This is a genomic window from Streptomyces viridosporus (assembly GCF_002078235.1).
Taxonomy (GTDB): Bacteria; Actinomycetota; Actinomycetes; order Streptomycetales; family Streptomycetaceae; genus Streptomyces; species Streptomyces viridosporus.
Genome location: NZ_MSGP01000683.1, coordinates 1 through 3,926, shown reverse-complemented (window position 1 = coordinate 3,926; position 3,926 = coordinate 1). Strand labels below are relative to the sequence as shown.

The 3,926-nt window shown below is 74.5% G+C and carries 3 protein-coding genes and 1 pseudogene; 1 reads left to right on the top strand and 3 read right to left on the bottom strand.

The features are described 5' to 3' along the window. A pseudogene (locus B7L92_RS35760) lies at window positions 1–314 on the top strand (serine/threonine protein kinase); the annotation flags it as partial. Window positions 315–347: 33 nt separating this feature from the next. Here the strand turns inward: B7L92_RS35760 and B7L92_RS35755 are convergent. The 3 genes from B7L92_RS35755 to cobT form a co-directional block, all read right to left on the bottom strand. Next, complete coding sequence (locus B7L92_RS35755; RefSeq protein ID WP_081241358.1) at window positions 348–1,166, bottom strand: TrmH family RNA methyltransferase; 819 nt, start codon at window positions 1,164–1,166, stop codon at window positions 348–350. 64 nt (window positions 1,167–1,230) lie between these two features. Continuing rightward, window positions 1,231–2,463: a uroporphyrinogen-III C-methyltransferase gene (gene cobA / locus B7L92_RS35750; protein ID WP_081241357.1), complete on the bottom strand. Its 1,233-nt coding sequence runs from the start codon at window positions 2,461–2,463 to the stop codon at window positions 1,231–1,233. Between the two features lie 162 nt (window positions 2,464–2,625). Beyond that, window positions 2,626–3,926: nicotinate-nucleotide--dimethylbenzimidazole phosphoribosyltransferase (cobT, locus tag B7L92_RS35745; RefSeq protein ID WP_107501716.1), on the bottom strand; the 1,301-nt coding region annotated here is incomplete at its 5' end.

Sequence of the window (3,926 nt, the reverse complement as noted above, 5' to 3'; positions counted from 1 at the left end):
CCCCCGCGCCCCGCAGCTCCGGCCGGTCCGGCACCGGCCCCCGCCGCCAGGGCCCCCGGTCGACGGGCACCGGTCTGCGCCCGGCCAATCCTCGGCTGCTCAGGCAGCGGTTGTTCGTGTTCGTCGTGGTGACGCTGCTGGTCGCGCTCGGCATCGCCCTGGTGCAGGGCTGCCAGGGGCCGTCCCGGGGACTCGGCGGCGACGGGGGCGGCGTACCGGGGCAGCGGGAACAGGTGCACGGCGCCCACGAACCGCCGGCTCAGGACGGTCCCCCGCGCGAGCGGTACGTCTCGGCGCCGGGGCGGGACGGCTGAGGGACTCCGGTTCCGGGGCACGCCGGACCGGCTCTAGGCCCGGGGGCGCCCCGTGGTCACCGCGTAGAAGGCGACCGCCGCCGCGGCGCCCACGTTGAGTGAGTCGACGCCGTGGGACATCGGGATGCGGACCCACTCGTCGGCGGCGACCAGGGCCCGGGTGGACAGCCCCTCCCCTTCCGCGCCCAGCATCAGGGCCACGCGGTCCATCCGGTGGGGCGCCGCCTCGTCGAGGGAGCGGGCCTTCTCGTCGGGGGTGAGGGCGAGGAGGGTGAAACCCGCCTCGCGGACCGCCTCCAGCCCCTTGGGCCAGGTGTCCAGACGGGCGTACGGCACGGAGAAGACCGCGCCCATGGAGACCTTGACGCTGCGGCGGTAGAGCGGGTCGGCGCAGTCCGGGGAGAGCAGGACCGCGTCCATCCCGAGGGCGGCCGCCGAGCGGAAGATCGCGCCGATGTTGGTGTGGTCGTTGACCGACTCCATGATCGCGACCCGGCGGGCGGTGCGGAGCAGGTCGGCCGTCGCGGGCAGCGGCTTGCGCTGCATGGAGGCGAGCGCGCCGCGGTGCACGTGGTAGCCGGTGACCCGTTCGGCGAGTTCCGGGGTGACCGTGTAGACCGGGGCGGGGAGTTCGTCGATGACGTCGCGCAGGGCGTCGACCCACTTGGCCGAGAGCAGCATGGACCGCATCGTGTAGCCCGCGTCCCTGGCCCGTCTGATGACCTTCTCGCCCTCGGCGATGAACAGTCCCTCGGCGGGTTCGCGCCTGCGGCGCAGTTCCACGTCGGTCAGGCCCGTGTAGTCGTGCAGGCGCGGGTCGTCGGGGTCCGAGATGGTGATGAGATCGGCCACGGGGGTGATATTGCCTTGTCCTGAGTGGGGTGCGACGGCTGGGCTCGGTCGGTGCTGCCCGAGGTTACTTCGAGGCCGGGAGGCCGACGCCGACGACCTCGCCGATCACGATGACGGCCGGCGGCCTGACCTCCCGCGCGACGACCGTTTCGGCGACCGTGGCCAGGGTGGCGTCGACCCGGCGCTGTGCGGCCGTGGTGCCCTCCTGGACCAGGGCGACGGGGGTGTCCGGGGACCTGCCGTGCGCCACCAGGGTCTCGGCGATCCGGCCGATCTTGTCGACGCCCATCAGGACGACCAGCGTGCCGGTCAGCTTCGCCAGCGACGGCCAGTCGACCAGGGAACGCTCGTCGTCGGGGGCGACATGGCCGCTGACCACGGTGAACTCGTGGGCCACGCCCCGGTGGGTGACCGGGATGCCGGCCGCGCCCGGGACCGAGATGGAGCTGGAGATGCCGGGGACGACGGTGCACGGGACGCCCGCCTCGGCGAGCGCCTGGAGTTCCTCCATGCCGCGGCCGAAGACGTACGGGTCGCCGCCCTTGAGCCGGACCACCGACTTGCCCTGCCGGGCGTGTTCGATCAGCGCGTTGTTGATGGCCTCCTGCGCCATGAAACGGCCGTAGGGGATCTTCGCCGCGTCGATCACCTCGACGTGCGGCGGCAGTTCGGCGAGCAGGTCGCGCGGGCCGAGCCGGTCGGCGATGACGACGTCGGCCTCGGCGAGCAGGCGGCGGCCGCGCACGGTGATCAGGTCCGGGTCGCCGGGGCCGCCGCCGACCAGGGCGACGCCGGGGGTGCGGGTGCGGTGGTGCGGGGCGACGAGGGTGCCGTCGCGCAGGCCCTCGACCACGGCGTCGCGGACGGCGGCGGTGTGGCGGGGGTCGCGGCCCTTGGCGTCGGTGGTGAGGACGGCCACCGTGACGCCCTCGCTGTGTCCGGTCGCCGGGGTCCAGGCGGTGGCCCGGTCGGCGTCGTCGGAGCGGACGCACCAGACACGGTTCCGCTCGGCCTCGGCGGAGGCGCGCTCGTTGGCGTCGGGGTCGCTGGTGGCGATCAGGGCGTACCAGGCGTCCGCGAGGTCGCCCTCGGTGTACCCGCGCCGCTCCCAGGTGATCTCGCCCGCGTCGGCCATCGCCTCGACGGAAGGAGTCGCCTCGGGCGATATCAGGAGGAGATCGGCGCCGGCCGCGATGAGGGCGGGGAGGCGGCGCTGGGCGACCTGGCCGCCGCCGAGCACGACCACTCGGCGGCCGGTGAGGCGGAGGCCCACGGGGTAGGCGGGGTGTTCGGCCATGCGGGTGCGGCTCCTCGTACGGGCGGCGTGCGGGGGCGCTACGGCACTGGAGCGGCCCTGACGTGCGGATTCTAGAGGTGGGGGTTCAGCGTACGGTGGGGTGGGCCCGGCGGCGACGGTGCTCGTCCCGTCCGCGCCCACCCCGGCCGGCGCTCTTCCCGGCTACTTCTCGGTGACTCCCGCCGAGTCGAACGTCGCCACCTCGTGCATCGCCCGCGCCGTGCTCTGCACCAGCGGCAGGGCGAGCAGCGCGCCGGTGCCCTCACCGAGGCGCAGGTCGAGGTCGACCAGGGGGCGCAGGCCCAGCTTGTTGAGGGCGGCCACGTGGCCGGGCTCGGCGCTGCGGTGCCCCGCGATGCAAGCGGCCAGGACCTCGGGGGCGATGGCCCGGGCCACCAGGGCGGCGGCGCCGGCGCTGACACCGTCCAGGATCACCGGCGTCCGCAGGGAGGCGCCGCCGAGCAGCAGGCCGACCATGGCCGCGTGCTCGAAGCCGCCGACCGCGGACAGGACGCCGATCGGGTCGGCCGGGTCCGGCCGGTGCAGTTCGAGGGCGCGGCGCACGACCTCGGTCTTGCGGGCGAGCGTCTCGTCGCTGATGCCGGTGCCGCGGCCGGTGACCTCCGCCGGGTCCGCGCCCGTGTAGACGGAGATGAGGGCGGCGGACGCGGTGGTGTTCGCGATGCCCATCTCACCGGTGAGCAGGGCCTTGTTGCCGGCCGCGACCAGGTCGCGGGCGGTCTCGATGCCCACCTCGATGGCCTTCTTGGCCTCCTCGCGGGTCATCGCGGGGCCGGTGGTCATGTCGGACGTGCCGGCCCGGACCTTGCGCGGCAGCAGGCCGGGGGTGGCCGGCAGGTCGGCGCAGACGCCCACGTCGACGACGCAGACCTCGGCGCCCACCTGGGCCGCGAAGGCGTTGCAGACCGCTCCCCCGCCGAGGAAGTTGGCCACCATCTGGGCGGTGACCTCCTGCGGCCAGGGGGTGACGCCCTGGGCGTGCACACCGTGGTCGCCGGCGAAGACCGCGACGGACGCGGGCTCCGGGATGGGCGGCGGGCACTGGCGGGACAGGCCGGACAGCTGGGCGGAGATGATCTCCAGCATGCCGAGCGCCCCGGCCGGCTTGGTCATGCGCTTCTGCCGCTCCCACGCCTCGCCGAGCGCTTTGGCGTCCAGCGGGCGGATCTGTGCGACGGTCTCGGCGAGCAGGTCGTGGGGTTCCTCTCCGGGCAGGGCGCGGCGGCCGTACGTCTCCTCGTGCACGACCCAGGACAGCGGACGGCGCTTGGACCAGCCGGCCTGCATCAGCTCGGGCTCGTCCGGGAACTCGTCGACGTAGCCCACGCACAGGTAGGCGACGACCTCCAGGTGCTCGGGCAGGCCGAGGACGCGGACCATCTCGCGCTCGTCGAAGAAGCTGACCCAGCCGACGCCGAGGCCCTCGGCGTCGGCTGGGTCAG

What these genes read in the sequence shown, in the direction of transcription:
- cobA (WP_081241357.1), bottom strand. Translation starts at nt 2,463, where the DNA reads ATGGCCGAACACCCCGCCTACCCCGTGGGCCTCCGCCTCACCGGCCGC.